This is a genomic window from Paenibacillus xylanilyticus (assembly GCF_047246825.1).
GTDB classification, from domain to species: Bacteria; Bacillota; Bacilli; order Paenibacillales; family Paenibacillaceae; genus Paenibacillus; species Paenibacillus xylanilyticus_B.
In genome coordinates this window covers 895,463-921,281 of record NZ_JBFOLB010000002.1, presented here as the reverse complement: position 1 = coordinate 921,281, position 25,819 = coordinate 895,463, and the positions used below count along the sequence as shown (strand labels likewise).

34 protein-coding genes and 1 pseudogene are annotated in these 25,819 nt (G+C 45.5%); 31 read left to right on the top strand and 4 right to left on the bottom strand.

Annotated elements, in window-relative coordinates:
* The first annotated feature begins 148 nt into the window (after nt 1-148).
* Nucleotides 149-721 carry a hypothetical protein gene (locus tag AB3N00_RS18910; RefSeq protein WP_413035954.1) on the top strand — a complete coding sequence of 191 codons (573 nt, stop codon included), beginning with the start codon at nt 149-151 and terminating at the stop codon, nt 719-721.
* A 93-nt stretch (nt 722-814) separates the two neighbouring features.
* On the opposite strand, the gene AB3N00_RS18905 is transcribed toward AB3N00_RS18910, so the two are convergent.
* Together AB3N00_RS18905 and AB3N00_RS18900 are read right to left on the bottom strand one after the other, a co-directional pair.
* Nucleotides 815-1,591, bottom strand: coding sequence for an AraC family ligand binding domain-containing protein (locus AB3N00_RS18905; protein WP_413035953.1), 777 nt, complete (start codon nt 1,589-1,591; stop codon nt 815-817).
* A gap of 18 nt (nt 1,592-1,609) precedes the next feature.
* Nucleotides 1,610-2,191 (bottom strand): LysE family translocator, encoded by a 582-nt coding sequence (locus tag AB3N00_RS18900; RefSeq protein ID WP_413035952.1) that lies wholly within the window; start codon nt 2,189-2,191, stop codon nt 1,610-1,612.
* 199 nt (nt 2,192-2,390) lie between these two features.
* Here AB3N00_RS18900 and AB3N00_RS18895 point away from each other — a divergent pair, with 199 nt between their 5' ends.
* The 6 genes from AB3N00_RS18895 to mmsB all read left to right on the top strand — a co-directional run bounded on the left by AB3N00_RS18895 (nt 2,391) and on the right by mmsB (nt 10,744).
* Entirely contained in the window at nt 2,391-3,398 is a 1,008-nt protein-coding gene (locus AB3N00_RS18895; protein WP_413035951.1) for a substrate-binding domain-containing protein, read from the top strand.
* A 16-nt stretch (nt 3,399-3,414) separates the two neighbouring features.
* A complete protein-coding gene (locus AB3N00_RS18890) occupies nt 3,415-5,337 on the top strand; it encodes a cache domain-containing sensor histidine kinase (RefSeq protein ID WP_413035950.1) in 1,923 nt (640 codons plus the stop codon).
* Complete coding sequence (locus tag AB3N00_RS18885) at nt 5,337-6,650, top strand: response regulator transcription factor (protein ID WP_413035949.1); 1,314 nt, start codon at nt 5,337-5,339, stop codon at nt 6,648-6,650. The genes AB3N00_RS18890 and AB3N00_RS18885 overlap by 1 nt, the downstream gene beginning before the upstream one ends.
* A 289-nt stretch (nt 6,651-6,939) precedes the next feature.
* Nucleotides 6,940-8,025 carry a multiple monosaccharide ABC transporter substrate-binding protein gene (gene chvE, locus AB3N00_RS18880; RefSeq protein WP_413035948.1) on the top strand — a complete coding sequence of 362 codons (1,086 nt, stop codon included), beginning with the start codon at nt 6,940-6,942 and terminating at the stop codon, nt 8,023-8,025.
* Between the two features lie 21 nt (nt 8,026-8,046).
* Nucleotides 8,047-9,597 (top strand): multiple monosaccharide ABC transporter ATP-binding protein, encoded by a 1,551-nt coding sequence (mmsA, locus tag AB3N00_RS18875; RefSeq protein ID WP_413035947.1) that lies wholly within the window; start codon nt 8,047-8,049, stop codon nt 9,595-9,597.
* Nucleotides 9,581-10,744 (top strand): multiple monosaccharide ABC transporter permease, encoded by a 1,164-nt coding sequence (gene mmsB / locus AB3N00_RS18870; RefSeq protein WP_413035946.1) that lies wholly within the window; start codon nt 9,581-9,583, stop codon nt 10,742-10,744. The genes mmsA and mmsB overlap by 17 nt, the downstream gene beginning before the upstream one ends.
* Nucleotides 10,745-10,838: 94 nt before the next feature.
* Here mmsB and mgtE read toward each other — a convergent pair whose 3' ends face one another.
* Nucleotides 10,839-12,215: a magnesium transporter gene (gene mgtE, locus AB3N00_RS18865; protein ID WP_413035945.1), complete on the bottom strand. Its 1,377-nt coding sequence runs from the start codon at nt 12,213-12,215 to the stop codon at nt 10,839-10,841.
* Nucleotides 12,216-12,408: 193 nt separating this feature from the next.
* Here mgtE and AB3N00_RS18860 point away from each other — a divergent pair, with 193 nt between their 5' ends.
* Both AB3N00_RS18860 and AB3N00_RS18855 read left to right on the top strand, forming a co-directional pair.
* Entirely contained in the window at nt 12,409-13,128 is a 720-nt protein-coding gene (locus AB3N00_RS18860; RefSeq protein ID WP_413035944.1) for a DNA alkylation repair protein, read from the top strand.
* Nucleotides 13,129-13,155: 27 nt separating this feature from the next.
* Complete coding sequence (locus AB3N00_RS18855; protein ID WP_413035943.1) at nt 13,156-13,710, top strand: methylated-DNA--[protein]-cysteine S-methyltransferase; 555 nt, start codon at nt 13,156-13,158, stop codon at nt 13,708-13,710.
* A gap of 34 nt (nt 13,711-13,744) precedes the next feature.
* Here the strand turns inward: AB3N00_RS18855 and AB3N00_RS18850 are convergent, their stop codons facing one another.
* Nucleotides 13,745-13,936: a hypothetical protein gene (locus AB3N00_RS18850; protein ID WP_413035942.1), complete on the bottom strand. Its 192-nt coding sequence runs from the start codon at nt 13,934-13,936 to the stop codon at nt 13,745-13,747.
* Nucleotides 13,937-14,093: 157 nt separating this feature from the next.
* Between AB3N00_RS18850 and AB3N00_RS18845 the strand changes: the two genes are divergently transcribed.
* The 22 genes and pseudogenes from AB3N00_RS18845 to AB3N00_RS18740 all read left to right on the top strand — a co-directional run bounded on the left by AB3N00_RS18845 (nt 14,094) and on the right by AB3N00_RS18740 (nt 25,800).
* Nucleotides 14,094-15,314 carry an amidohydrolase family protein gene (locus AB3N00_RS18845; protein ID WP_413036080.1) on the top strand — a complete coding sequence of 407 codons (1,221 nt, stop codon included), beginning with the start codon at nt 14,094-14,096 and terminating at the stop codon, nt 15,312-15,314.
* Between the two features lie 162 nt (nt 15,315-15,476).
* Entirely contained in the window at nt 15,477-15,905 is a 429-nt protein-coding gene (locus AB3N00_RS18840) for a GNAT family N-acetyltransferase (RefSeq protein ID WP_413035941.1), read from the top strand.
* A 60-nt stretch (nt 15,906-15,965) separates the two neighbouring features.
* Nucleotides 15,966-16,409 (top strand): GNAT family N-acetyltransferase, encoded by a 444-nt coding sequence (locus tag AB3N00_RS18835; protein ID WP_413035940.1) that lies wholly within the window; start codon nt 15,966-15,968, stop codon nt 16,407-16,409.
* Between the two features lie 181 nt (nt 16,410-16,590).
* The gene (locus AB3N00_RS18830; protein WP_413035939.1) at nt 16,591-16,716 is read left to right on the top strand and encodes a hypothetical protein; all 126 of its coding nucleotides are present in this window, start codon (nt 16,591-16,593) and stop codon (nt 16,714-16,716) included.
* An 86-nt stretch (nt 16,717-16,802) separates the two neighbouring features.
* Nucleotides 16,803-17,288 carry a DinB family protein gene (locus AB3N00_RS18825; protein ID WP_413035938.1) on the top strand — a complete coding sequence of 162 codons (486 nt, stop codon included), beginning with the start codon at nt 16,803-16,805 and terminating at the stop codon, nt 17,286-17,288.
* A gap of 15 nt (nt 17,289-17,303) precedes the next feature.
* Complete coding sequence (locus AB3N00_RS18820) at nt 17,304-17,783, top strand: GNAT family N-acetyltransferase (protein WP_413035937.1); 480 nt, start codon at nt 17,304-17,306, stop codon at nt 17,781-17,783.
* A gap of 54 nt (nt 17,784-17,837) precedes the next feature.
* Nucleotides 17,838-18,353 carry an AAA family ATPase gene (locus tag AB3N00_RS18815; protein WP_413035936.1) on the top strand — a complete coding sequence of 172 codons (516 nt, stop codon included), beginning with the start codon at nt 17,838-17,840 and terminating at the stop codon, nt 18,351-18,353.
* Nucleotides 18,354-18,356: 3 nt separating this feature from the next.
* Entirely contained in the window at nt 18,357-19,298 is a 942-nt protein-coding gene (locus AB3N00_RS18810) for a GNAT family N-acetyltransferase (RefSeq protein ID WP_413035935.1), read from the top strand.
* 18 nt (nt 19,299-19,316) lie between these two features.
* Nucleotides 19,317-19,647: pseudogene (locus tag AB3N00_RS18805) on the top strand (NUDIX hydrolase).
* Between the two features lie 32 nt (nt 19,648-19,679).
* The gene (locus AB3N00_RS18800) at nt 19,680-19,919 is read left to right on the top strand and encodes a DUF3977 family protein (RefSeq protein ID WP_413035934.1); all 240 of its coding nucleotides are present in this window, start codon (nt 19,680-19,682) and stop codon (nt 19,917-19,919) included.
* Nucleotides 19,920-20,001: 82 nt separating this feature from the next.
* Entirely contained in the window at nt 20,002-20,559 is a 558-nt protein-coding gene (locus tag AB3N00_RS18795) for an HAD-IIIA family hydrolase (protein ID WP_413035933.1), read from the top strand.
* Nucleotides 20,560-20,568: 9 nt separating this feature from the next.
* A complete protein-coding gene (locus AB3N00_RS18790) occupies nt 20,569-21,084 on the top strand; it encodes a DinB family protein (protein WP_413036079.1) in 516 nt (171 codons plus the stop codon).
* A gap of 38 nt (nt 21,085-21,122) precedes the next feature.
* Nucleotides 21,123-21,605 (top strand): hypothetical protein, encoded by a 483-nt coding sequence (locus tag AB3N00_RS18785; protein WP_413035932.1) that lies wholly within the window; start codon nt 21,123-21,125, stop codon nt 21,603-21,605.
* A 59-nt stretch (nt 21,606-21,664) separates the two neighbouring features.
* Nucleotides 21,665-21,832: a hypothetical protein gene (locus AB3N00_RS18780; protein ID WP_413035931.1), complete on the top strand. Its 168-nt coding sequence runs from the start codon at nt 21,665-21,667 to the stop codon at nt 21,830-21,832.
* 6 nt (nt 21,833-21,838) lie between these two features.
* On the top strand, nt 21,839-22,261 hold the full coding sequence (locus tag AB3N00_RS18775) for a DUF1801 domain-containing protein (protein WP_413035930.1): 423 nt from the start codon (nt 21,839-21,841) through the stop codon (nt 22,259-22,261).
* A 61-nt stretch (nt 22,262-22,322) separates the two neighbouring features.
* Nucleotides 22,323-22,871 carry a DinB family protein gene (locus tag AB3N00_RS18770; protein WP_413035929.1) on the top strand — a complete coding sequence of 183 codons (549 nt, stop codon included), beginning with the start codon at nt 22,323-22,325 and terminating at the stop codon, nt 22,869-22,871.
* Nucleotides 22,872-22,914: 43 nt separating this feature from the next.
* On the top strand, nt 22,915-23,460 hold the full coding sequence (locus AB3N00_RS18765) for a GrpB family protein (RefSeq protein WP_413035928.1): 546 nt from the start codon (nt 22,915-22,917) through the stop codon (nt 23,458-23,460).
* Nucleotides 23,461-23,502: 42 nt separating this feature from the next.
* The gene (locus AB3N00_RS18760) at nt 23,503-23,925 is read left to right on the top strand and encodes a hypothetical protein (RefSeq protein ID WP_413035927.1); all 423 of its coding nucleotides are present in this window, start codon (nt 23,503-23,505) and stop codon (nt 23,923-23,925) included.
* 34 nt (nt 23,926-23,959) lie between these two features.
* Nucleotides 23,960-24,418 (top strand): DUF2262 domain-containing protein, encoded by a 459-nt coding sequence (locus AB3N00_RS18755; RefSeq protein WP_413035926.1) that lies wholly within the window; start codon nt 23,960-23,962, stop codon nt 24,416-24,418.
* A 55-nt stretch (nt 24,419-24,473) separates the two neighbouring features.
* Complete coding sequence (locus tag AB3N00_RS18750) at nt 24,474-24,956, top strand: GNAT family N-acetyltransferase (RefSeq protein ID WP_413035925.1); 483 nt, start codon at nt 24,474-24,476, stop codon at nt 24,954-24,956.
* Between the two features lie 21 nt (nt 24,957-24,977).
* Nucleotides 24,978-25,502, top strand: a complete 525-nt coding sequence (locus tag AB3N00_RS18745) for a cysteine hydrolase family protein (RefSeq protein ID WP_413035924.1) — start codon at nt 24,978-24,980, stop codon at nt 25,500-25,502.
* Nucleotides 25,503-25,515: 13 nt separating this feature from the next.
* Nucleotides 25,516-25,800, top strand: coding sequence for a hypothetical protein (locus tag AB3N00_RS18740; RefSeq protein ID WP_413035923.1), 285 nt, complete (start codon nt 25,516-25,518; stop codon nt 25,798-25,800).
* Nucleotides 25,801-25,819: the final 19 nt, after the last annotated feature.

Here is a 25,819-nt window from a genome sequence, read left to right as displayed (position 1 = left end):
TGTCGTGATCCTCCAAGATGTCTGAATTTCATATGTAAATCAGTCATACGATACTTGTATTATGCTATAATCTTACAATAAATATTTAAGTAGTCAAAAGTGTAATATCATACAAAGCTGTATCAAAGATGGAGACCGGAGGTGGCAGATGAAGGGCATCTCATTCGTTATGATCATCCTGTTTATGGTTGCCATTGGGCTAACGGTATTCCCTGGAGAGAAGGCTTATGCGTGCAGTTGTGCTTACATTGAGATTCCGAAAAGGCTGGAAGGTGCCACAGCGGCATTTACAGGGAAAGTAGTCAAAAGGGGAGTTACTCCAATATTCAGCCACAATGGATTCAGAGAATACACCTTCGAAGTGGACAAGGCCTGGAAGGGCGTTCATGCCAAGCAGATGAAGATCATGGCAGATGATAGCGGCTCCAGTTCATGTGGAGTTCAGTTTGATCACAATCAGTCCTATTTAATATTTGCATATCAGAAAGAAAAAGACGGCAGGCTTCACACCGATCTATGTAGTGGTAATTTGACGCTCTCTGAAGCCGGAGAGACGTTGAAGCTTCTGGGTGCTGGCAAGTCCGTAACCGAGGATGACTTTCAAGAGATTGGCCGAGGTTTGGGTGTGACTCTCCTTCGATATGCCGGAGGTCTTCTCTTGGTGGGAATCGTGTTAGCGTGGATCTGGAAAAGAAAGAAAGGATCCGGATTCAGGCGGTGATTCCGGGCTCGAATGGAGTAAAACGAAATCAAAAAATTCCCCACACTGTGCAAGTCTTGTGTGGGGAATTTCAGTTCATGCTGGCTTTGCGGCTCAGTTAAGTTGAAGCATATATTCATATGCAGTAACGCCAAAGACACGCTTAAAGTGTCTGTTTAGATGCGTCAGATCCACGAATCCGCAATCCGCTACAGCGGAGTATATGTCCTTATGCTTTTCTATAGCTTGGCGGGCACGTTCAACCTTGCAATTCAGGAAAAACTGGTAGGGGGATATACCTGCCTGTGACTTGAATTCACGAATAAACTGGAACTTGGACATGTTAAATTCGGAGCAGAGGTCATCCAGCTTTAGCACATCATCAAATCTGCAGAACATCATTTCTTTTGCTTTTCTCACAAGGCCGTCACGAGGTCCGGAAGTGGTGGTGTCGATCTCCGACTGGGACAGCAGATGTACCAGGCTGAAAAGCAGTTCACTGCATTTGGCTTCATCTTGTCCATTCTGAACAGCATGGTTCAGCATAAGAATGCTTCGTGCCAGCCCGGGATCATAAACGATGGGGGTGGAGAAACGCAATTCTTTTCTCCCGAGAATCTCTTCTACCACGTCGGGCTTCAGATACAACATGACGTAGTCGATTCCAGCCTTGTCGTAAGAGCTGCCATCGTGGGACTGCTCCCGATTAAATAGCATGACACCGTTTTGGTGGGAAGCCTGATAGTGACCGTCCAGGTGATATTGCTGGATGCCGCGCAGTGTCACGCCAACCGCGTATTCCTCGTGGCAATGCTTCTTATACGTAAAATCGGTAAAACTGGCCGAGAGGGCCAGAATATCTGACGACTTTTTATAGTTGAACAGCTCCACTTCATACACCCCTCCAATCTAGATGATTCCCGATACCATAATGGCTGAGTATACCAAAAAGAGCGCCATCACGATACTAAAAGCTTTTTGATGATCTTGCAGGAATTTCCTGAAGACCGAGCCGAAAACGACCCAGCTGGAAAAGGCCAAAAATCCAATCACTGTAATAAGCAAGACGAACAGAACCGACGACAGCGAGGAGTCATAATAGGGCAGTACATAGCTGGGAATAACAGTGAACGTGAACAGAATCACCTTTGGATTCACAAACTGCATGATTAATCCGCTCCGAAATCCGGTGGCCTGTTTGGGTGCTTCCTCGGAAGAACCCATTTTGTAGATCTGGTAGGCCAGATACAGCATATACAGGCTGCCTACGATCTGCATCACATGCAGGATACCAGGCAAAACACCGGCCAGGAGATGGTTGAGAAAGGCGGATGCGGCAAGCAGGATACCAAACGCCACTGTGGCTCCCCACACATAACGCATGGTTTGGCGCGCACCCACGTGCTGCACGGAAGATAAAATGACAATATTGCTGGGTCCTGGTGTGAAGGTAACCACAATGCAATAGATTAAAAAGGATGTAAGATTCATAGTGCCTCCCCGAGTTGTAGTTCCATGATCATACTGCGGGAAGGAATGGACTGATAGTACATTATTGCAGCGGCTGTTCCTTGTACAAAAGGATGAGGAAACCGTAATTGGGTCAGAAAGCGGTTTCTTTTTTGCGTGATTGCGTTTACAATTTATTCGAAAAGAAAGTGGACAGATTTCTCAAGGAAGTGAAACCGATATGAAAAAAACGTTGCTGGTCTATATTTTGCTAATCTCGGCTTTTGCACTGTATGTGCTCAGGTACGAATACTCCAGCGAGGCGAATGGCTCATGGGAAGACAGGGGACTCCGTGGAGATATCGGTGAAACATACATCATGATCACATTCCAGTCCGGGCTGGAATATTGGAAAAGCGTACTCAAAGGCTTCGAGGATGCCGGGGATACGCTTGGGGTTACCGTCGAGTACCGGGGAGCTACCCGGTATGACCCGAAGGAACAGACGACGATCATCGAGCAGGCGATTGCACGGAAGCCGGCCGGTATCGCCATTTCCGCCATCGACCCGCAATCGCTTATTCCCGTCATTAACAAAGCACTGGATGCGGATATCCCGGTGGTCTTGTTTGATGCCGATGCGCCGGGCAGCAGGGCATATTCTTTTCTCGGTACGGACAATTACCAAGCAGGGGTAACTGCTGCGGACAAAATGGCCGAGCTCATGGGCCGTGAGGGAGAAGTCGCCGTTCTGACCATGCCGGGCCAGCAAAATCATGAGGAACGAACTCAAGGATTCCGCGATACGATTAAACAGCAGTACCCTTCCATGAAAGTTGTTGAAGTCGCAGATGGACACGGAGATGTCATGAGATCAAGAGACGAAGCGATGAGGTTAATGAAGGCTTATCCGAAGCTCGGCGGCATTTTTGTCACCGAAGCGACGGGAGCAGCTGGTGTCGGTGAAGCGGTACAGAATGCTAGAGCAGATGAGCCGTTCCAGATTATATCCTTTGATACGAATAAGGATACGCTTGATATGATCAAGAGCGGCACGATCTCTGCAACGATTGCACAGGGAACGTGGAATATGGGGTATTGGTCCCTTCAGTATTTGTTCCATTTGCATCACCAATTGACTGTACCTGCTCCGTCCTCTTCCGATAAGAATGCACCGCTGCCGGTTAAGGTGGACACCGGAATATCTGTCGTGACACGCTCGAATGTAGATGATTACTATGCCAAATAAAAATAATCGGTCAAGGATGTCCCTGAGCTTGAAAAGAATCCGTTTCCGCATGAAGGGTGGACTGCAGCGTTTGCGCTTGCGCAATATGCCACTGCGATATCAGCTGATGCTGCTTTTTTTGTTTTTTGCCATTGTTCCTTCGGTGGGACTCGGGCTGCTGGTCAACTGGACGGTGGAACGGATTGTTGAAAGACAGGTTGAGGGACATACAATGCAGTTGATCGGCAAAGTCAATGAAGCACTCGACAGCAAGATGGAGAATTTGCAAAACATGACCTATCTGATCGGATTTGATCCGGATATCCGTGCTTTTATGGAGGGGAAAACGGATAGCGATGGTCATACGGGCATAGCTGAACCGGATAACGATCTGAACCAGGTCAAAGCTCAGGATCAACTCTATGGGATCAAGCAATATTTGCAGGGATTCACGACATTGTATCCGGAAATTGCAGGTATTGTTCTTGTTAACGGAAACGGAAACTACATCAGCAATGAGATGTACCCGAAAACCAATCAAAGCCTAATCCAGGAGGAATGGTATAAAAGTGCTGCCGGGAATGCTGGCATTTTTACCGTTCTAGGACAGCCCAGCCAGCGGAACATTACGACGCATGTACGTTATAAGGACAGTGAAATTGTGTCCGTGGCACGTTCCATCACGGATGAAACAACGGGACGCGTACTCGGTGTCATTATGATTGATCTTAAGCTGCGTACCGTCTCTCAGGCCGCCAGGGATGTAACACTGGGGAAATCCGGATATGTCATGGTGACCGATGCAGAAGGACGAAGTGTCTATATGCCGGATAACCCACTCGTTGAGCAGATTCCCTCGGCGTGGTTCCAATCCGGGGATAGCGGAACATTTAACGCAGAAGCGGAAGGGAAGGAATTGTTATTCATGTATCAGTCTTCCGCGTTTACGGGATGGAGAACCGTAGGGGTATTCCCTGCACGAGAAACGATCGCAGAGGTCCGTCAGATTCAGTTTTACGTTGTCAGCTTCGTCTTTGTGGTATGTCTCTTCGGCCTAAGCGCCTCCCTGCGATTTTCCCGTTCCATCGCTCAGCCCATTTTCCGGCTGATGTCCTATATGCGCAGGGCAGAGACGGGGAACCTCAGATCCGGCCGCTGGAGTGACCGGGCTGATGAAATCGGCATGCTGGGCAGAAGTTTCAACCGAATGCTGGCACAGATCCGGCAGCTCATGTCCCTTAACGAACTGCGGGAGCGTCAGAAACGGGAGGCTGAAATGCGAAGTCTGCAGGAGCATATCAAACCTCATTTTCTATATAACACTCTTGATACGATTCATTGGATGGCGCGCAAGAAAGGCGTGGACGATGTATCCGAGATGGTTGGTGCCCTCTCCAGACTGTTTCGTATCGGGCTCAGTAAAGGGAAGGATTATATCCCTTTGCATTCGGAGATTGAACATATATCCAGTTATCTGCAAATTCAACAGACCCGGTATCGGGACCGTCTTCAATGTGAATTGATCATTCCCGAGGAACTTAGGGAGCTGTTCGTGCTTAAGCTGCTGCTGCAGCCCATCGTGGAAAATGCCATTTATCACGGGATCAAAGCTAGACGGGGGCCCGGTACCATTCGGATCGAAGCGAAAATAACAGATGGGAAGCTGTCTCTGACGGTACAGGATAATGGGGCTGGGATGTCCAGTGAGCGGCTGCGAGACATGACTGGTCTTCTTAATACACCGTTGGAAAGCATGGAAACACAGGAAGCCGGTCAGGGGGGCAAAAGCTACGGCATGCTGAATGTTCAGGCCCGCTTACAGCTTTCTTTTGGTGAAGAATACGGGATTAGGCTGGATAGTAAAGAAGGCGAAGGTACTTGTGTGACCATCATTCAGCCTTTGATGAAGGAACTTCCACAAGCGTTGCCATTCGATATTGAAGGAAGGCGGGAGAGTTAATGAAGAGAGCAACTATATCAAGAGCCTGGACAAATCAGGAGGATGCGGCAGCATCGGTGGCGGCAGCCCAGACATTACAAACGGCCGAGCGCTACCAAGTGCTGATTGCAGATGATGAACCAATTATTCGCGAAGGCATACGGGATGCCATAGACTGGGATGGGCTGGGCATGGAGGTTGTCGGTGAAGCAGAGGACGGTGAAGAGGCGTTGGAATTGGCTGTCCAGCTGGGTGTCGATATCATCCTGGTAGACATGAACATGCCATTCCTGAACGGGATCGATCTGATCCGCCGTCTTCAGGACGAGTGTCCGGGCTGCCGCTGTCTGATCATTTCCGGACACGATGAATTTGCTTATGCCCAGGAGGCCGTGCGGCTTGGCGTGGAGGACTATATATTAAAGCCGGTAGATGCGGGTCGACTGCATGCTGCACTCGAGCGTTTGCATCAGCGGATGGACGAAGAGCGTAAGCGGACTGCTTACGTCAAGCAGGCTGCCGATCAGATCGAACGCAATATACCGCTGCTCCGTCAGCGTTTTTGCCTGGAGTGGCTGGAAGGGCTGGCTGAAGGGAAAGATCTGACAGAGCAGCTGGCGTTCCTGCGTCTGCCACCCGAGCCGCCTGTGCAGATTGGGATCGTCCGCTGGCCTGCAGCTGAAGCGCGGCAGACCGTTATGCGGGAGAACGATCGCCAGTTGTTTCTTTTTGCTGTGGAGAATATTATCAGTGAATTGCTTGGAGACCTGCCGCATGTTCTGTTCCGGGACCCGAATGGGTTAATTGGCATGTGCCTGTGGCAGAAGGCCCCGGAAGAGCTGGATTGTACCATTGAACAGCAAATCAGTTCCTGTTTGAATATCGCCGTTCATGCCCATGTGGAGCAATATACAGGTGAGTTGGAGGGAGCACCGAATACGTACCGGCTGTGCCGTGAACTCGTTTATGGCGAAGCCCGGCTGTCTCCACTGGTGCGAAGAGCTCGGCAGCTTATTCAAGAGGGGTACGCGGATCGGGACCTGACCCTGGAATCGCTAGCTTCCCGTTTGCAAGTCTCTGCCGTATATCTCAGCAGGGTGCTCAAGAAAGAGCTGAACGATTCTTTCGTAACTCTGGTCACACATACCCGTATCCGCAAAGCGGTACAGCTGCTGGATTCCACAACACTACCCATCCATAACATTGCAGAACGGGTTGGTTACGATACCCAGCATTATTTCAGCACAGCGTTCAAAAAAACGATGGGAATTTCGCCTGCGCAGTATCGAAAGGACGGGGGCACTGGGCGTAATGTATCAGCAGACCGGGTATAGTGTTAACAGACGTTGGTCAAGACAACGGAGTTGTTCTACTTCTGTGAAGTGGAGCAGCTCTTTTTTTGTCCACTTCAATAACGGTATTCAAAGATAATGAGCTTCTGCCAGCTTTATAAAAGTTAAAATTTTATAAAAAAAGTTCAAAAGCAGCAAAGACCACTCTCATGTCACAGTGCTACGATGGGGTCATGCAGAAACAACAGCAGTTTGAACTCACACCATACGTTGTAAGCGTTATCTTATGATTCATTCAGATCCGCATGATTTGAGGAAAGGGGAACTTGATATGAAAAAAGGAGCAGTATTTATCTGGCTTCTGGTGATGGCCCTGATGCTATCGGCTTGCAATTTGGCTGAGAGCGGGGCAGGCAGCAAGGAAAAAGGATATGTCGGCATCTCCATGCCAACCAAATCCTCCGAGCGCTGGGTTGGCGACGGAGAAAACATGGTCCGTTTATTTCAGGAACAGGGGTATAAAACGGATCTGCAATACGCTGAGGATGTGGTCGAAAATCAGATTTCACAGATTGAAAACATGATCACCAAGGGAGTGGATGTGATGGTGATTGCATCCGTGGACGGCAATACGCTGACGGATGTGATCAAGAAGGCCCATGATGAGGGCATCCAAGTCATTTCTTACGATCGCCTGATTCGTAATACGCCCTATTTAACGTACTACGCGACGTTCGATAACTTTAAGGTGGGTGTGCTCCAGGCTTCCTATATTGAACAGAAGCTTGGCCTCAAGGAAGGCAAGGGGCCATACAACATCGAGCTGTTTGGCGGCTCACCTGACGACAACAACGCTTACTTCTTCTTCGATGGTGCGATGTCTGTACTGCAGCCGTACATCGATTCAGGCAAGCTTGTGGTACGAAGCAAACAAACAACGATGGCACAGATTGCGACCTTGCGCTGGGATGGCGCGCTGGCCCAATCGCGGATGGATAACCTGCTCAGTGCCTATTATTCAGGTGAGAATCTGGACGCGGTGTTATCCCCGTATGACGGAATCAGCATTGGTATCATCTCATCACTAAAAGGCGTCGGTTACGGATCAGAGAACAAACCTCTGCCCGTCATTACCGGTCAGGACGCGGAGCTGGCCTCGATCAAATCCATTGTGGCCGGGGAGCAGACGCAGACGGTATTTAAGGATACCCGCAAGCTGGCGGAGCAGACGGTAGAGATGGCCAATAGCATTTTACAAGGGAAACAAGCGGAAGTGAATGACGAAAAGTCATATAACAACGGAATTAAGATCATACCGGCCTACTTACTGGATCCAATTTCAGTGGACCGGACAAATGTAGAGAAGGATATTGTGGGCAGCAAGTATTACACCAAAGAAGAAATTGGACTGAAATAACAATGGAAAGGAGCACATCCCATGTCCGACATCATATTGGAGATGAAAGGTATCACCAAAACCTTTCCTGGCGTCAAAGCGCTGGAAAATGTCAATCTCAAAGTGCGAGAAGGGGAAATTCATTCGCTGTGCGGTGAAAACGGTGCAGGGAAATCCACGCTGATGAAAGTGCTTAGCGGTGTATATCCACACGGATCGTACGAAGGGGATATTTTATTTCAAGGCAAAACGTGTGAGTTCAAAAGCATCAAGCAGAGCGAGGATCTGGGAATCGTCATCATCCACCAGGAGCTGGCACTGATCCCCTACCTTTCCATCGCGGAAAATATCTATTTGGGCAATGAACGTGCGAGCAAAGGCATCATTGATTGGAGAGAGACGTTGGTTGGTACACGTGAGTTGCTCTCCAAGGTGGGATTAAGCGAAAATCCGAATACGCTTGTATCCAACATCGGTGTGGGCAAGCAGCAGCTGGTTGAAATTGCGAAAGCGCTCTCCAAGAAGGTCCGTCTGCTCATTCTGGACGAGCCAACGGCGGCGCTTAATGAGGATGACAGTGAAAACCTGCTTCAATTAATGCTGGAATTCAAGAAACAGGGCATTGCGTGTATTCTGATTTCCCACAAGCTGAATGAGGTATCCAAGGTGTCGGACTCCGTTACGATTTTGCGGGATGGCAAGACGATTGAGACACTGGACATGAAAAAGGATCATGTCACCGAAGATCGGATTATCAGCGGGATGGTAGGCCGTGATCTGACAAGCCGCTATCCGGAACGCCATGCGAATATCGGAGAAGTTGTATTGGAAGTGAAGGACTGGACCGTCTATCACGAACATCATGCCGATCGCAAGGTGCTGGATCAGATTAACATGAACATCCGGCGCGGTGAGATTGTGGGCATTGCCGGACTGATGGGTGCGGGACGAACGGAACTGGCCATGAGCATATTCGGCAAATCCTATGGACGCAGCATATCAGGGCAGTTGATCAAGGATGGCAAACCGATTCAGAACAACAGCGTAACGGAAGCCATTCAAAATGGTTTCGCTTATGTAACGGAGGATCGGAAGGAATACGGTCTTATTCTTATGGATGATATCAAACGCAATATCTCACTGACCGGTCTAGGCAAGCTGGCCAAAGGTGCAGTTGTGAACGAACGTGAAGAAGTGCTGGTTGCCGAAGAGATGAAAAAAAGCATGAATATCAAGGCACCGAGCATTTTGCAGAAAACAGGCAACCTGAGCGGAGGAAATCAGCAGAAAGTGGTACTGAGCAAATGGATTTTTGCCGGACCGGATATTCTCATTCTGGATGAACCGACCCGTGGAATTGATGTAGGCGCCAAATTCGAAATTTATACGATTATTCACCGGCTTGCTGCTGAGGGCAAGGGCGTGCTGGTCATTTCATCCGAGCTTCCAGAGGTTCTGGGACTGTGTGACCGGATTTATGTCATGAATGCCGGACGAATCACGGGAGAAGTCAGCCGCGAGGATGCAACACAGGAAACGTTGATGAGATATATGACGAAGTCTGGAGGCGAGAAGCATGGAAATGCTAACTAAACTGTTCAAAAACAATATACGTCAATACGGCATGATCATCGCGCTGGTCGTGATTATGATTTTGTTCGAGGTGCTGACTGGCGGGTTGCTGCTAAAACCAATTAATATTACGAATCTGATCCTGCAGAACAGCTATATCCTTGTACTGGCCATCGGGATGGTACTTGTCATTATTACCGGGCATATCGATCTGTCGGTGGGATCCGTTGCAGCCTTTGTCGGTGCGGTGGCGGCGATCATGATGGTCGATTGGGAACTTCCGGCTTGGCTGGCTGTCATTGCCTCTTTGCTGGTCGGGGCGTTAATTGGAGCCTGGCAGGGCTTCTGGATCGCATATGTGCGAATTCCTGCATTTATCGTAACACTGGCCGGCATGCTGCTGTTCCGCGGATTAACGATGATCGTGCTGGAGGGGCAATCCATCTCTCCTTTTCCGGGAGGATTCCAAAAGATTAGCTCCGGCTTCCTGCCTGATATCCAATTCTCGGGATTCGGTCTGGTCTCGATCCTTGTAGGTGTTGCACTTACGGTCTGGTATATCGTGAATGAACTGCGGGAACGTCGCTCTCAGCGGAAATACGGGTTTCAGGTAGCACCTCAGGGGCTTTTTCTACTCAAGCTGATTGTGGTGGCTGCCGTTACGAACCTGTTTACTCTCGTCCTGGCAAGTTACGCCGGAATTCCAAATATTTTGATTCTGCTGTTTGTATTAATCATCGTTTACTCCTTTGTCATGAATCGTACGGTTATGGGACGTCATGTATATGCGCTCGGAGGGAATGAAAAGGCCGCAGGCCTGTCCGGTGTTAAAACCAAAAAAGTGACGTTTTGGGTATTTGTAAACATGGGCGTACTTGCCGCCGTTTCCGGTCTAATCTTCGCCGCTCGTCTGAATGCAGCAACTCCAAGAGCGGGTACCAACTTTGAACTGGATGCCATTGCGGCCTGCTTTATCGGTGGTGCTTCAGCTTCCGGGGGGATTGGAACCGTGTTTGGTGCGATCATCGGTGGTCTGGTCATGGGGGTACTGAATAACGGGATGTCCCTCATTGGCCTGGGTATTGACTGGCAGCAGGGAATCAAAGGTTTGGTGCTTTTGCTTGCCGTAGCCTTCGATATCTACAATAAAAACAAAAGATCGGCATAATGCTGTAGAAGACACAATCTTGTACAGGAAATGCAGAAACAGACCGCTATCCCTCATAGCTGGTCTGTTTTTCTGCGTGTAGGACGTGAGAAATTCACATCAAAGCATCCAGGAAGCGGGTTGCGATGCCAAAGTAGATGAAGAGGGACAAGATGTCGTTCAGCGTGGTGATCAGAGGTCCGGAAGCGACAGCCGGATCAACCTTGAAGCGACTCAGCAGCAGCGGGATACAGGTACCTGTCAGGGTGCCAATGACCAGTGTGAAGAAGAGGGAGACACCGATAATCGCGCCAAGCAGCCAATCTCCCTGCCAGAAATAAGCGATAACCATAATCATCACTCCGCATACGAGCCCAATCATTGTACCTACCTTGATTTCCCGGCCAATTAATGCCAGTACGGTTGATTTATCAAGTTTGCGTCCAATAAGTCCCCGTACCACGACAGCCAGCGACTGTGTTCCCGTGTTACCGGTCATGCCGGCGATCATGGGCATAAAAAATGCGAGTGCGACGACCTGATTAAGTGTATCTTCGAAAAAATCCACAATACTTCCTGAAATCAGTCCAATCAGCAATAATAAAATGAGCCAGGGAAGCCTGCGTCTGACCGCAACGAGCGGTTTGGTATCAAAATCGATATCCTTGCCACCGCCGCCCATTTTTGCAAGGTCTTCACTTGCTTCATGCATGATAATATCGATGACATCATCCATCTGGATCACACCACATAGTCTGTGATTCTCATCAACGACGGGTAATGCGATAAATTCATAGCGCTGCAAAAGCTGTGCGGCTTCTTCCTGATCCATGTCTACTGTTGCGTGAATCACACGCTTGGTCATCAGTTCTTCAACCCTGGTCTTGTCGTTGGCCTGCAGCAGGGATTGGTGACTCACGACACCAACGAGTTTGCCTTCTTCATCGGTAACATACAAATAGCGGGTTAACGGAATATGCGGAGTACCCTGTGTTTCTCGGATAGCCTCCTTTGCTGTCTCATGGGCCAAAAGGGTGCGGTAACGGTCGGTCATGATCCGGCCAGCCGTCTCAGGCGGGTAATTCAGTACCGAACGAATAATTGCAGAATGGTCGAGATGCATGTTGGATAGCAGCTGTTCCCTGCGTTTGGCAGGCAAATCATGCATAAACCGAATCAGATCACTCTTGTTCATCTGCTGCATGACCTCAAGCGTACGTTCCGGGCCAAGCTGTTCGAAAAGAGTGATCTGCTCGTGAAGGGTGAGTGACTCAGCCATATTCGCGAGAACATCGGGCTTAAACAGGAGCAGAAAACGCTTGATCTCCTGTTCGGGAAACTTTTTATATACGAGAGTAAGATCGTAGGGATGTAATTCTTTTACCGTTTTATAAAACCCAGACAGGTCTTGGGCTTGCACATATTGAACCAGCAGTTCGGTTATATCTTCGATGGAGACGTCTTTAGGGGTTTGAGGTCCGTTCTTGTTCATATCAAAACTCCTTTCTAGAGGCGGGGCTCCGTATTCTTAAACGCAATGTAAGCGAGGTAAACAAAGAATTGGATGGGCGAAGGAAGTGCATGCATATATTGAAATCTTGCTCAACCATTCGAACTGGGCTTACAAATGGGCGCCGCGGAGATATACTGGTTGTACAAGAAACTGATGAGGAGGACTAGCGCTAGTGGAAACAGATATCAGGACACAGCTGCTCGGTCTGGCCGAACCGGAGTACCAGAAATTCTCGGCTGCATTGATTCCCAATATTACAAATCTGATGGGTGTTCGATTGCCTGCCATACGGAAAATGGCGAAACAGATTGCTGTAGGGGAATGGCGGACATATCTGGAAACGGCAGACGATGAATATTTTGAAGAAGTGATGCTGCAAGCGATGGTTATTGGTCATGTCCAGACAGATCTGGATGAGTGGCTGAAGCATGTCGCCGCATTTGTCCCCAAGATTGATAACTGGTCGATCTGTGACAGCTTCTGCGCCGGGTTGAAATATACGAAAGTTCATGTGGAACCCGTGTGGAATTTCCTGCAACCTTATCTGAAGTCCGATCAGGAATATGAGATACGTTTTGGTGTGGTGATGTTATTGAACTTTTACCTCGATGAGACGTATATCGATCGGGTTCTAAACTCATTGGATCAGATCAAACACGAAGCATATTATGTGAAAATGGCGGTAGCCTGGGCAATTTCGATGGCCTATGTGAAGCAGCCGGAAGTGACAATGTCTTATCTCAAGGACAATACCCTGGATGATTTTACGTATAATAAAGCTCTTCAGAAAATAACGGAATCCTATCGCGTCGATCCGGAGACCAAGCAAATGATTCGCAGCATGAAACGGAAAACAAAGAGAGCTGTTCGTGTTGAGGTGGAAAAGAAATGAGATATTATCGGGGAGGACGATAGACGTATGCGAAAAAGGATCATGTGGGCTACCATGGAGCTGGACGGCCGCCCGTGGGTGCTGATCGCAACGGAACTGGGCATATGCCGTATTGTCATGCCGAATGAAACACTGGAAGGCTGGAACAGCTGGGTGACCCGAATCGCGCCAGGGGTGGAGCTGGAAGAGAATGAGGATACATTGAAGCGGACAGGCATGATGGATTGGCTGCAATCCTATTTCGCCGGAGACCAGATTGCGTATACGGACGAGATTCCGCTTGATCTGATCGGAACAACCTTCCAGCAGCAAGTCTGGAGAGAGCTGGGACGCGTCCCTTACGGTGAAACTCGCACCTACGGCGACATAGCGACTGCGGTGGGAAGACCTTCAGCTGTGCGTGCTGTAGGGGCGGCGAATGGAGCCAATCCCATTCCGCTACTGCTGCCATGTCATCGCATCATCGGTGCCAACCGCAAGCTGACCGGGTTCCGTGGAGGCTTGGAGTTGAAGCGCAGATTGCTGGATATCGAACGGATTGAAGGCGTGACCGATGGTGGGCATGCGAGGTTTAATTTTTGAAGAGTTGAATAGGTTATATCCATTGTGCAGGCACTTACTCGTGCCTGTTTTTGCGTTCTCTCCTGATCGTTCCCAATGTCTGCGGAATAACAAGAATGAGCAGCAGGATGATCGTGTACGAACCCCAATTCACTTCCGAAAGGGCCGTACCCGTTACCGCATAGTACAGCATCATGAATAGTGTGATTGCCATTGCACTTACAAGGATATGAAGCCATTTCGTCATGTTTGAAGGCACACCTTTCCTCTTTTCTCATCCAAACGATCATCGTATGGATCACCAACGTTTTACATATTTTTGCCTGGTTCACCCCTATGGTACCATAGAGCACAGATGATCGGTATCATGCACGGCAGACTTAGTGGAAAGAGGGATGGCATTGTTGAAGCAGGCGTACTGGTTGACCAACGTAGCGTTGGAGCGAGGATTTATTACGGAAGAGGGACAGGTAACGGGAACACAGACAAAAAAGGCACATCTCCGTGTGGAGGACGGAATCATTGCCGAAATCAAGGATGATGGAACTGAGCTTCAGACTAACCTGCCTCAATATGATGCCAGAGGATTGTTGCTGCTGCCTTCCTTTGAAGAAGCACACATTCATCTGGATAAAACGTATTATGATGGTCCTTGGAAGGCCGTGAGACGCATATCCAGCATTTTTGAGCGCATTGAAGAAGAAAAGGTGCTGCTGCCCAAGCTGCTGCCTGATGCGAAACGTCAAGCGGAGAGTATTCTGAGCCTGATTCAGGGCTATGGATCAACCCATGTGCGCAGCCATTGTAACATCGAACCCGTTAGCGGGTTGAAACGACTTGAGGCCACAAGAAAGGCGTTGGAATCCTTTTCGGGCAAAATTTCCTCTGAAATTGTAGCATTTCCACAGCATGGGCTGCTTCGCTCCAACTCCGTAGAGCTGATGCGTCAGGCGATGGAAGAAGGCGCTACGATTGTAGGGGGACTCGATCCTCATACCGTGGACGAGCAGATCGAGAAATCGCTGGATGCCATGGTAGATCTGGCTGTTCAGCATCGGGCGGGAATCGATATCCATCTGCATGATCGCAACGAGCCGGGTAAGCAAACGCTGCAGCGGCTCGCTGACCTGACGGAAGAGGCAGGACTTCAGGGGAAAGTCACCGTAAGTCATGCGTTCTGGTTCGCTCAAGCGGGGCAGCAGGAGGCCGAAGATCTGGCGAAGCGTATGGCCTCACTCGGCATGAGCATCGCTTCAACTGTGCCCATTGGCAGAATGATCATGCCCCTCCCGATGCTGCATCGCATGGGGGTAAACGTGAAGCTGGCAACAGACAGCCTGACGGATCATTGGTCACCTTTTGGCAGCGGAGATCAACTGGAGAAAGCAGGGCGCTTCGCCGAACTGTACGGATACAATGATGAACGTTCCTTGTCCCAGTCTCTTGGTTTCATCACAGGTGGAGTTACTCCGTTGGATTCGGAAGGGAAGCAAGTTTGGCCTAGAGTAGGGGATACAGCGAGCTTTGTACTTGTACAGGCGAGTTGTTCAGCGGAAGCTGTTGCCAGAAGATCTGCCCGGCAGGCGGTATGGTACAAGGGGCAATTGGTGAGTGGGACAGTGTGAAAGATAGACAAGATACAAATGAAGCCACGGGAAACCGTGGTTTTTTTGTGATGATAGAAGAGACTGTAGTTCGATCTGAAAGGAAGAAATTATTCGCATATACCACGATTTGGGTTATAATGGGCGTGGTTTGCGAAGCAGAAAATAAGGAGTGTGATCTTGATGATCAGACAGGCAGAATCAAGAGATGCTGAGGCTATTGAATCGTTGTATAGAGAACTACTGCCGAACAATTTGGATACAAAGGTGTTGGGAGAACGTATTGAGGAGATCAAAAATAATCCCAACAGTTTCTTGCTCGTTTATGAAATGAACCAAAGGGTCATTGGTACAGCGCACTTACATATTTGTCTGGATGCATTGGTGGAAAATAGACCGTTTGGAGTGGTCGAACGTGTCATCATTACAGAGCATGTGCAGAGCAAGGGATACGGTTCTGAACTCATGAAGTATATCGAAGATTTATGTATACAGAAAAATTGTGTGAAAGTGTTTCTAACCAGTGGAGCCACCAGAATCGAGGCACATCATTTTTATGAAAAATTGGGATACGATGGAGAGTCAAGCAAAGCATTCAAGAAGTATCTGTAAATGAAAGATACGTATACGTGAGCAAACAAGTCTAATAGAACGGAATGAGGTTCAGGAACGATGAACAGCTCTAATCATAATGTTGAATTGCAAATTGTACATGAAGACCACGAGGAAGACTACAAAGCAGTTTGTAACCATTTGTATAACTACAATGTAAGTGAAACGAATGGGCTTCTAAAAAAAACTGGAAAGAGCATCAATCTATTTTTGCGGGATAAGACGGGCAAAGCCATCGGTGGGATCTTCTGTGCTACATACTGCGATACGTTATATATTGATAACTTTTGGATCGATGAGGAATATAGAAATAATGGGAACGGGAAGTCTCTCATTCTGCAAGCCGAAAGCATAGCCTCCGATATGGGCTGCAAACTTGCACACACCAGTACGTTTTCTTATCAAGCTCCAGAATTTTATCAGAAGATGGGGTATGAAGTTTTTGGGATACTAGATGAGTATCCGGAAGGAATTGTTCAGTACTTTTTGAAGAAAAGACTATAGATTTTTGAAAGTGAATAACCATTACGATTGGATAAGCGTTATTAATAATAAGTTATCAGCAGGATAATCAACAGGGAGAATCTAGTCATGACCACAATAAATATTTTACAAACTTAATGTATATGGAGTGAGGCAGCTTGAAAAATTGGAGAAGGAACGAAGCCCCATGGAAAAATAAAATATGATTACGATACCAATGCTGGATCGGGAAGCGGAATTATTCCTGTTAACAAGAATGCAGAAGACGTATATTTTACAGGCTATACAACAAGTAACGGGGCAATCCCCCAAGCAGGTTCTAGTGTGAGTTTCCGCATAGAATGGAACGGCCAAACCGAGGAATTCGAGCTTAAAGTAAGGTGAACTAAATCATTTTTTGGGAGTGATATGATCATGGCCAAAACTACGGATGAAATGATTGAGGAATTCAAATCGTTTACTTCTTATGTGATGGAGTTGGACACTCTATCTGAGCAGGTTTGGAATACGCCGATCGCTGAAGGCAAATGGACGTTGAAAGACGTTATCGCACATATAATGTTGTGGGATCAATATTTTTATGAGGAAGCGATCTATAAAATCAAACATGATGAACCGTTAACCGTAAGGCATCTGAATTTTAATGAATTTAACGCAAATGCGATGGAATACTCAAAGACCAAATCAAAGAAGGCCATTGTTGAAGAACTTGTAGAAAAGCGAATGAACATTATCCATGCTATTACTGGACTCCAAGAAGAAGAATATACACGAGAGTATAAGGATGGAGACAAGAAGAAATTTAGTATCAAAAAGTATGTAAGGGCATTCATCTCGCATGATAAGCATCACAAGAAACAGATTGAAAGCTTTAAGAAACTCAACTCACAGCTGAAATAAAGGGGTAACACACAAATGAAATACGAATTAATTCAAGCTTCTAAGGCATATAAGGATGTCATAAAAAATCTGATGCAGTTTTATATTTATGATTTCTCGGAATTTGTCCAATGTGATGTGGAAGATGATGGACTATTCCGGGCCTATCCTTATTTGGATGACTATTGGAACGAAGTGGATTACCGATTCCCATATGTCATTAAACAGGGAGATAAATATATCGGTTTTGTGTTAGTCAGATCTATAGAATCAGAGGAGCGAAATTACTTCTCTATTGCCGAGTTTTTCATTATGAAAAAATATAGAAAAGCAGGTATAGGTAAAGCGGTAGCTAAACAAATATTTGATATGCATAAGGGGCATTGGGAAGTTTATCAGCTCGAAAGCAACAAGCCTGCTCAGCAATTTTGGAACAAGGTCATACACGAATATACGCAAGGAAACTTTACAGATCGAGTTGAGGGCGGAAGAAGGATACAAGATTTTATTAGTTAGTTAAATTGTTGAATGATTAAAGACTCTTAAATGACGAGGACGAGACAAACCAAGATGATCTACAAGAAAATCCATATTATTGGTTCCACAGGCAGTGGGAAAACCTATTTAGCCAGAAATCTGTCCAATCAAATGAATATTCCGTATTTTGAATTGGATAAAGTGATGTGGAGCAGCTCCGTTGAATTTGCTGGTAAGAATCCACCTGAAATCCGGGATAGATTGCTTGAAGACATTATAGCTGAAGATCAGTGGATCATTGAGGGGATTTACTATAAATGGCTAATGCGGAGTTTTGAAGAGGCAGATATGATCATTTTTTTGACCCCGAAACCAATGGAAAGAGCAATAAGAATTGTTATGAGATTTATTAAACAAAGAATTGGATTAGAGAAGGCAAATTACAAACAAACATTAAAGGGTTTGATCGACATGCTGAAATGGAATCACAAATTCGATCGTGAAAATAAGAAAAAGATTCATGAAATACTTGAACAATATAAGCGGAAATTACTCATAGTAAATAGCAATAAGGAAGTGCTCTCTATGAAGATATTCGAGGAGGAATGACGTGTGCAGGTAGCTGATTGGTCTGAAAACATAGAAACGTATGATTTATCCAGCGAATATTCGATTCGTAAGGCTGACCCCGAAGAGTGGGGAATATATTGCTCAGTCTATTACAATATGCGCTTTGTTGGATTTTTTAGAGAAGAACGTTTTAGTGCTAACCGAAATAATGCGTATTGGATTTACCAAGGAGAATCGAAAATTGGTGGGGTAAGGATGGCACCCAATAGAATATATCATTTATTTTTCATTCCACCATTTAATCATTTATTTGAGGTAATGAAGCTTCTTAAAAAGATACTCGTCAACTGGTCTGATCGAACCCAGACCATTATAGCCTTTGAAATTCTGCCGGACCAGGTTCATTTATTTGCTAGAGCCGGATTTTGGCCGGTGGAGTTCAGATGCCGCTGGATGCAGCGTCCCACTGAACATTTTGACATGACTTGGGACCCCGATCTGATCATCAAGAGTCCTCAAATTGCCGAAGATGAAACAGGTACCAAGCGATATACGAATGAAGATGAAATCGCTCATTGCGACTTTGCAAGCTTTGTAGGAGGTTTTGAGGCGTTAAGAAGAAACCAGTCTTCATTTGAACAGTTCATACCCGATGAAGATCCCGGTCTAACCAATGAGATACTCACGGAAGCATCTACACTAGTGTATGACAGAAGTACTGGAGAGCTTGTCGCCAATTGCAGGATTTGTTTACAGGACACGGAGGCAGCAGTATATAGTATTGGTGTCATCCCATCGCACAGAGGAAGAGGAATTGCTACACGCATGCTGCAGAGAGCATTGACAATCCTTAAAGGGAAATATCCAATCTTACGGTTGTACGTCATGGAAGGAAACGATGCGGAATCCGTGTATTACAACCTCGGGTTTATCCCAGGAGTGCAAGAAGTACAACAAATGATTATCCCTGCGGAATCAAATTAAACGAAAGGTCTGGAGAAGATGACCCCACCTAAACATATTGTTTCGGCAGCTGCAATTGTGATCAATGATCAGAATGAGATATTACTTATTAAAGGTCCCAGAAGAGGCTGGGATTGATATCGAGATCATCCGGTTTTGCGGCGTATTTCAGAATGTGGAGGACTCCATTGTTAACACGTTATTCCTGGCGAAGCCCATCGGAGGACAATTGACCGTATCAAACGAAAGTCTAGACACCGGATATTTCTCGGTCGAAGAAGCTTTAAGCATAGTGACCTGGAAGAATTTTAGACAACGAATTGAATATTGTTTAAGACCGGAGATGCAGCCCTTTTATATTGAATTTTAGAAATGAAGAGGTTGTAGAAAAAGGAGAATGCTTTGAAAAAGTTCAGAGAGATTGGATATGGAAACCGCTGGTTCATCAGAACGGAGTTTGAACACGAAGACGGGACGGAAAGTGAGGTGAAAGGATTTACAAAACCTTTCAGTCTTAGTTCAGTGTACGTTAGAGCATGGATTGGAAAAAAGGTACTGATCATAGACACGAAAGAGGGAATTAAATTCATGAATAAAAATGAGAAGAAGATAAAGATCATTTTAGGCTTTTTTGGATATTGAATGAAGTGTGGATAGGAACTACAGATACCACAGATGGGTTACAGAAGTCACAGTCTAACATAAATACATAGGGAGGTCAGCCATGCCGTCCAATACATTTCAAGCCGTTTTTATTGATCGTGATGGAACCATAGGTGGTTCAGATGAAGTCGTTTATCCAGGTGAATTTGAATTATTCCCATTTACGTTAGATTCAATGGATAAACTTAAAAATCAGGGAATCCCCATCTATGGATTTACAAACCAACCGGGTATCTCCAGAGGAGAAGCAACTGTGGAAGCATTTGAAAAAGAAATGATGGCCTTTGGTTTTGACAGGGTGTATGTCTGTCCTCATCAACACAATGAAGAGTGTGAATGCAGGAAGCCCAAACCGGAAATGTTGCTGAGAGCAGCAAAAGAGAATCAATTCGATCTGAGCAAATGTGTGGTCATCGGAGATCGATGGTCAGACATGTTAGCTGCTCATTACGCCGGCTGCAAGAAGATATTGGTTCGAACAGGGGCAGGTAACGAAGCGTTAGATAAATACAGGGATAAGTGGGCCATAACTGAACCGGATTATGTTGCAGAGCATCTCGGTGATGCTGTGAACTTTATAATGGACCAGGTAGTACATATTGAGGTGGAGGGAAAATAGATCATGAACATGGAGAACATATATCTAATAAGTGATATTCCGAGTTATTCTCCTCAGATCAGTCGGCTCATTTCAATGATGAACTACGCCAGATTTACAACCATTGAGGAAGTCAAAAATCTATCCATAGATCAATTGGATTTCTTGCTGGACTCCGAAAGTAACTCTATCGGCGCATTATTGCTTCACTCTGCAGCGGTCGAATATGCCTATCAAGTGGCGACTTTTGAGAATCGGGAGCTGAACGAAGAAGAATTATCGGAGTGGGGCCCGGCGTTAAATCTAGGCAAGGAAGGTCAGGAAAAGATCAAAGGCAACGATATCACATTTTATTTTTCGAAAATGGAACAGGTACGAATGAGAACGCTTCAGTTCTTTCAGACAGTGAATGACGACTGGTTGAACACGGAAGAAGAATTCTGGTATAACAAACCGGCAAACTATTATTTTATGTGGTTTCATGTATTTGAGGATGAGATCAATCACAGGGGACAAATCAGAATGATCCGAAAGAGAACTTCGTGACTCAAGGTGGCGAAGTTTTTTACTTGAGAGGAGAATAAATGAAGACCAAAAATATCATTATTGTTATTTCTGTATTATTCAACATAGTTTTAATCACGTTTGTTTTTTGGAAGGAAAGTCATCAGCAAGAAATGTATTCGAATTTATCCTTTGGACTTCAGAATGATTTAGTTCAATTAGAGAGTGCAATTGATTACCAGAACAATAATAAGTGGAATGATGATAATTTGGTTCTTGAAAAGATAGAGGATGTTAGAGAAGGCATTAACCAACTGATGGTTACAGGTAAGAATGCTGGAATGATTACGAAATCGCAAGAAAATGACTTATGGACATTGTATAGGTATTTTGCTGGCTTTCCCACATATACAGGGTTTCCAAATACCAAATTAGAGAACAACGAAATTAACGAGCTAATCCGATTAAGAGATGATCTAAGGTCAGCTGGATGGGGAATGAATTTGGGGTATAGTAGTGACTGGGCAAGTTTTTCAATGAAAATAGAAGACTTAACGAATTGATTATTTGCTGCATTCATTAACAGTTCCGTTATTGATGATACATTTTGGAGGGATTCAATATGCTCTATCTCATTATAGTCATTGTTATTGGTTTTGCGGGCATAATTAGTAATCAATACGCTGGGTTGAAAAGAATGGATTCATTGCAAAAATCAATAGATGAACTAAATCGAAATTGGCGAGAAATCGGGCAAAGACAGCATGACAATCAGGTTGAAAAGGAGTGAATTAAAATGTACAAGCAAAAAACAAAAGAAACGGACAATAGTGTTATTGAGTTTATTGAAAACGTCGAGAATCCCAAAAAACGTGAGGATGCTTATAAGTTATTGGATATTTTCGTTGAAACGACAGGTTATGAAGCCAAGATGTGGGGACCGAGCATTATTGGATTTGGTGCATATCATTATAAATATGAATCTGGTCACGAAGGCGATGCGCCGTTGGTAGGTTTCTCCCCCCGAAAAGCAAAAATCAGTTTATATTTTGCAACGGGGGATACAGAACGAGAATCACTATTAGAGGATCTGGGGAAACATACGACCGGAAAAGCGTGTGTGTATATCAATAAAGTAGCAGACATTAATGTGGATGCTTTAAAAGCATTGATAAACCAATCGGTTAAGTTTCTACAAGAAACCTATCCTAATCGGTAATTTTATTTAATTGAAGTTACTACTATGGTGATATGAATTATAGCAAGGAGGGATAGATAGAATGCTGTATGATCTGAAAGGTCAAGCCAATATGTCGCCTGTGGTCGGAATGTTATATTCTGCTGTAAGGGAGAATAGCCAGCGGCTGCAAACCATCACGGATGGAATGTCTCAAGAGGAAGTTGATTACAGGGGACCTGATCACAACCGTAATAGTACTGCTCAGTTAATAAAACATATCCTGTTCGTTGATCTAAATTGGGTATACCGAATTAAAGGAACACCACTGCCTCAGTCATTGATAGAACAATATGGCCCGATGATTGATGAAAACAACAGACTTCCCATGGTTAGCGGAGTGCCTAGGGACACACTTATCTCTCAATATGAGGGAGTAATAACAACCCTGAAAGAGGCGTGTACGCAATTAACAGATGCTGATTTGGAGCATGTTGTCGATTTTGGGCATGACAATGAAAAGCAAGCAACACTACGCTGGGGGATATGGCATATGGCCGACCATAACCGTTATCACCAAGCTCATATTAACCAACTTAGAAGTTGGTTTAAGGAGGAGAAATTCAAAAGCCAAAGGAGTAATTCATCCTAGTGAGCCGAATCTTTATCATATCGAAGTGAGGTGGAGGTTCTGCATGGAAGAACAATGGAGAATTGCAAAGTATGATTCGGCATGGGGGCCATTGTTTCACGAAACAGGACTTAAATTAAGAGAGGCATTAGGAGAAAAGGCCCTTCGTATCGATCATGTCGGATCAACTTCAATCGTTGGCATGGATGCCAAACCCATCATTGACATTCAAGTCTCCGTGTTGAATCTCGAAAACGTGCGGAGCTTCCAGCCTGGAATTGAAAAGGTCGGCTTTGTGTTTAGGGAGGATAATCCGGACCAGAGCAAAAGATATTTCCGCGAGGCACCTGGGAATAGACGTACGCATGTACATGTTAGGCAAGCGGGGAGTTTCTCTGAACAGATGACGTTGCTATTCAGGGATTATTTGCGAAAACATCCACTGGATTGTGTGAAGTATGCGGAGGAAAAGTACAGACTTATGGGCTTATACAAGGAACAACGTTCCAAGTATGTGGAGGGCAAAGGGCCTGTAGTTTGGGAAATATTACAGAAGGCCCATCTGTGGTCTCAGGAAGTAGGGTGGAAACCGGCAGATTCGGACGTATAAGTACATTGGATTAATGATGGATACTCGTATTGGAGTGGTGAAATGAACCTGGGTAGAAAGTTGTTAACCTCACTTTTAACCATTATCATTTTTAGTTTAGCTGCGAGCTTGGTATCCATGAATGACACCTACAACTTTGGTTTTTATATTGCTGTGTATCCGATTTATGCAACCCCCCTGATCCTTTTAATAGGTTTACCCTTATCGATATTGCTAGACTTCTTGTTGAGCAAAATGAGAGGGGCTAATCATGCATTTTATATATTCGTAAAATTTATAGGTTACGCGTGCGCTGGGTTCGTCGGTATGAACATATTTGTTCTGGTCATGGGCGCTGGGAAAGATATTTTTAATTTCAGAGAAAATTCCCCTCTCACCTTACATGGCGTGTTTGCAGCTATGATATTTGTACTGATCGATCTTGGGTTGGAAGCTCTCTTCAAGGCTCGAAAAAAGAAAAGTTAGTGTGAACAGTGATGGTAAGGAGGGTTATCAAAAGTTGGACAGATCGATTCATAGCGAGCATATGGGAACATTTAGTTATGAAGAAATGAGTAAAGCATACACGTATCAAGAAGGTCCAGTTCATTGGGCACTGGATATATCGGATGAAAAGGCTAATGTCCATGAGATGATGCATCGGGCAGAGCAGATATATGGAGTTTTGCAGGAATTCGATAAGCAGGCTAAGATAGCCATTGCAAATGAGTTAACGGCTTATAAAAATGATTTCTGGCCTGAATATGATGAGGACGATGAACATTTGGATTGGGATGAAGTCCATGCAGGAAAATATGATGTCACACCAGAGAGATTCGCAGCATCCATCAGGCTCCTCGACGTCGTGATCAAGTATGAACATATATATTGCGAATATGATGATGGAGAATTGTTCGGTGGCCATAGAATACATGCCTATTTCGAGAATGACTACCGTCTTATAAGTGCTGAGATCTAGAAGCAGCTCTAGTCAACGCGATATTTTAAAGATTGCTCAAATTTTCTTAAAAAGGATGATGGATCTGATATCTTACAGACGCTTAGAAGATCGGGATACGGAGTCTATTAAGCAATTAATGGAGCAATATTCGCTGCAATTCCCCACTTTTATTGTTAACCTTTATCCAGAACGTTGGGCGAGTTATTTGAAGCATTCAAGTGATTCGGAATATTGGGTTGCGGTTGAGCTGGACAAGATTGTAGGACATGCGGGGTTTGTTTTTAATAAGGATGAGGGTTTGTACGAAATTGTAGGTGTCGTTGTATCGCCTAAGCATCAGAGGAAGGGGATCGGGAAGACTCTTTTGGACCATATATGTGAAGTGATTAAAAATAGAGGCAAAACAGAAGTTGTATTACACACCCTCGGTCATCCTGATAATGAAGACACGTTAGTATTTTACAAATCCATTGGTTACTCGGTATCCCAATATGAGAAGGACCACTTTCAAGCCGGCTACTCGCGTGTTACGTTTAGGAAAAACTTAAGTCATTGATCTCGTCAGGAGGGATGAAAGGTGACAACTCATTGTGCGCTTCTTGTCATTGACGTACAGGTAGCCATGTTTGATGAATCAGACCCCGTATATCAGGGGGAACAGTTGCTTCAGAACATCCAAAAGGTAATTGCCAAGGCTCGTGAAGCGGGTCATTCTGTCATCTATATTCAACACAGCGAAGGGTCAGGAAGTCCACTGGAACGCGGAACACCGGGGTGGGAGATTCATCCGTGCATTGCACCGATTTCAGGTGACTTAGTAATTGAAAAAGAAACACCCGATTCGTTTCACGAAACGGATCTGCATCTGAAGTTGCAAGACAACGAAGTGACTGAGCTGATTCTCGTTGGGATGCAGACAGAAGTATGTGTTGACACCACTTGTCGCAGGGCATTCAGCCTTGGTTACAAGGCCAACCTGGTTCGAGATGCACACAGCACCTGGAATTCCAGCCATCTCACAGCGGACCAAATTATAGATCACCACAATACCGTGCTGAGGTTGTTTGCCAATGTGGCGGACTCCGAAAGTGTGATCAATTGAAAGAGGAGATACATTGACGATTAATTATAGAATACTAAATGTTTCAGCTTGGCTTGCTGTGTTAGCTGTCATGTTTATTCCTGGAACAGCATATACGGAAGATCCATTGCGAACAGAGTATGGTTTCCCGATTAGATTTTACACAGATTATCATTATGAGAAGCCTGACGATACAATCTGGTTCCTTTCGGGTGTCAACATTCAAGTGCTTTCTTATTTGTTTAATGTTCTATTTATTTATGCTGCAATTCATGTTGTCTTATATATAAAGAAGAGATTAACTCATCCAAAAGAGTAGAGAACCGCAGTTCTGTGGT

Excerpts from the sequence above, each read along its gene's own strand:
- AB3N00_RS18910 (WP_413035954.1), top strand. The coding sequence starts at position 149 with ATGAAGGGCATCTCATTCGTTATGATCATCCTGTTTATGGTTGCCATT.
- AB3N00_RS18900 (WP_413035952.1), bottom strand. The coding sequence starts at position 2,191 with ATGAATCTTACATCCTTTTTAATCTATTGCATTGTGGTTACCTTCACA.
- AB3N00_RS18895 (WP_413035951.1), top strand. The coding sequence starts at position 2,391 with ATGAAAAAAACGTTGCTGGTCTATATTTTGCTAATCTCGGCTTTTGCA.
- AB3N00_RS18890 (WP_413035950.1), top strand. The coding sequence starts at position 3,415 with ATGTCCCTGAGCTTGAAAAGAATCCGTTTCCGCATGAAGGGTGGACTG.
- AB3N00_RS18885 (WP_413035949.1), top strand. The coding sequence starts at position 5,337 with ATGAAGAGAGCAACTATATCAAGAGCCTGGACAAATCAGGAGGATGCG.
- chvE (WP_413035948.1), top strand. The coding sequence starts at position 6,940 with ATGAAAAAAGGAGCAGTATTTATCTGGCTTCTGGTGATGGCCCTGATG.
- mmsA (WP_413035947.1), top strand. The coding sequence starts at position 8,047 with ATGTCCGACATCATATTGGAGATGAAAGGTATCACCAAAACCTTTCCT.
- mmsB (WP_413035946.1), top strand. The coding sequence starts at position 9,581 with ATGGAAATGCTAACTAAACTGTTCAAAAACAATATACGTCAATACGGC.
- mgtE (WP_413035945.1), bottom strand. The coding sequence starts at position 12,215 with ATGAACAAGAACGGACCTCAAACCCCTAAAGACGTCTCCATCGAAGAT.
- AB3N00_RS18855 (WP_413035943.1), top strand. The coding sequence starts at position 13,156 with ATGCGAAAAAGGATCATGTGGGCTACCATGGAGCTGGACGGCCGCCCG.
- AB3N00_RS18850 (WP_413035942.1), bottom strand. The coding sequence starts at position 13,936 with ATGACGAAATGGCTTCATATCCTTGTAAGTGCAATGGCAATCACACTA.
- AB3N00_RS18840 (WP_413035941.1), top strand. The coding sequence starts at position 15,477 with ATGATCAGACAGGCAGAATCAAGAGATGCTGAGGCTATTGAATCGTTG.
- AB3N00_RS18835 (WP_413035940.1), top strand. The coding sequence starts at position 15,966 with ATGAACAGCTCTAATCATAATGTTGAATTGCAAATTGTACATGAAGAC.
- AB3N00_RS18830 (WP_413035939.1), top strand. The coding sequence starts at position 16,591 with ATGATTACGATACCAATGCTGGATCGGGAAGCGGAATTATTCCTGTTA.
- AB3N00_RS18825 (WP_413035938.1), top strand. The coding sequence starts at position 16,803 with ATGGCCAAAACTACGGATGAAATGATTGAGGAATTCAAATCGTTTACT.
- AB3N00_RS18820 (WP_413035937.1), top strand. The coding sequence starts at position 17,304 with ATGAAATACGAATTAATTCAAGCTTCTAAGGCATATAAGGATGTCATA.
- AB3N00_RS18815 (WP_413035936.1), top strand. The coding sequence starts at position 17,838 with ATGATCTACAAGAAAATCCATATTATTGGTTCCACAGGCAGTGGGAAA.
- AB3N00_RS18795 (WP_413035933.1), top strand. The coding sequence starts at position 20,002 with ATGCCGTCCAATACATTTCAAGCCGTTTTTATTGATCGTGATGGAACC.
- AB3N00_RS18790 (WP_413036079.1), top strand. The coding sequence starts at position 20,569 with ATGGAGAACATATATCTAATAAGTGATATTCCGAGTTATTCTCCTCAG.
- AB3N00_RS18785 (WP_413035932.1), top strand. The coding sequence starts at position 21,123 with ATGAAGACCAAAAATATCATTATTGTTATTTCTGTATTATTCAACATA.
- AB3N00_RS18780 (WP_413035931.1), top strand. The coding sequence starts at position 21,665 with ATGCTCTATCTCATTATAGTCATTGTTATTGGTTTTGCGGGCATAATT.
- AB3N00_RS18775 (WP_413035930.1), top strand. The coding sequence starts at position 21,839 with ATGTACAAGCAAAAAACAAAAGAAACGGACAATAGTGTTATTGAGTTT.
- AB3N00_RS18770 (WP_413035929.1), top strand. The coding sequence starts at position 22,323 with ATGCTGTATGATCTGAAAGGTCAAGCCAATATGTCGCCTGTGGTCGGA.
- AB3N00_RS18765 (WP_413035928.1), top strand. The coding sequence starts at position 22,915 with ATGGAAGAACAATGGAGAATTGCAAAGTATGATTCGGCATGGGGGCCA.
- AB3N00_RS18760 (WP_413035927.1), top strand. The coding sequence starts at position 23,503 with ATGAACCTGGGTAGAAAGTTGTTAACCTCACTTTTAACCATTATCATT.
- AB3N00_RS18750 (WP_413035925.1), top strand. The coding sequence starts at position 24,474 with ATGATGGATCTGATATCTTACAGACGCTTAGAAGATCGGGATACGGAG.